We start from the raw sequence: 660 nt of genomic DNA on the forward strand, positions 1-660 counted from the left end.
CGGGGTGGCCCAGAAATCGGTCGGCTCGGCATAGCTGAAGCGCATGCGCTGGTAACGATTGTCCTGCTGCTCGTAATTGAACCCGCCTTCCAGGGTCAGCGCGCTGCTGGCATTCCAGGTGAGGGTGTTGAGCATGCCGAACTGGCTTTCGTCCCACATACGGCGCTGGCGAGGCGCATTGCCGGTGGGTAGGTCGCTGAAGGTGACCCGGCGGTCATCTTCGTAGTTGTTGTAGTAGAGCTTGCTGGCCAGATACAGATTGTCGGCCAGCTTCAGATCGACATGGGCCGCAACCTGGCGCATGTCGCGGTCGTCGCCATCATTGCGATTGCGCAGGTCCGAGCCGCGGCGGTGGCTGCGCAGTTCCTCTGCGGTCATGAAACCGGGCTCTTCGGCTTCGTTGTGATAGGCGCGCGCGGTCAGGCCCACGCGCAGCCCCTCTTCTTCCAGGTTGCCGTAGAACCACTTGCCACCGACGCTGTATTTCTTCGATGTGTCGTTATCGCGGTAGCCATCGGAGTCCTGGTAGCCCACGAAGTAGTTCTGGGCGAATCCATTGCCTTCGCGGCCCACCGCCAACTGGGCGCTGCGTGTGTTGTAGCTGCCGTAGCCCAGCCGCGCATCGGTGTAGTTGCCGCCCTGGCGGGTGCCGAAGTTCAC

Annotated in this window: 1 protein-coding gene; it reads right to left on the reverse strand. The window is 62.3% G+C overall.

Annotated features, from left to right (window positions below; genetic code table 11):
* Positions 1-660, reverse strand: a 660-nt coding sequence (locus tag C9414_RS20765; protein WP_219909129.1) for a TonB-dependent receptor, incomplete at both ends; no start/stop codon positions are given.

It is taken from the genome of Bacillus sp. Nf3 (assembly GCF_003028545.1).
Classification (GTDB): domain Bacteria; phylum Bacillota; class Bacilli; order Bacillales; family Bacillaceae; genus Bacillus; species Bacillus safensis.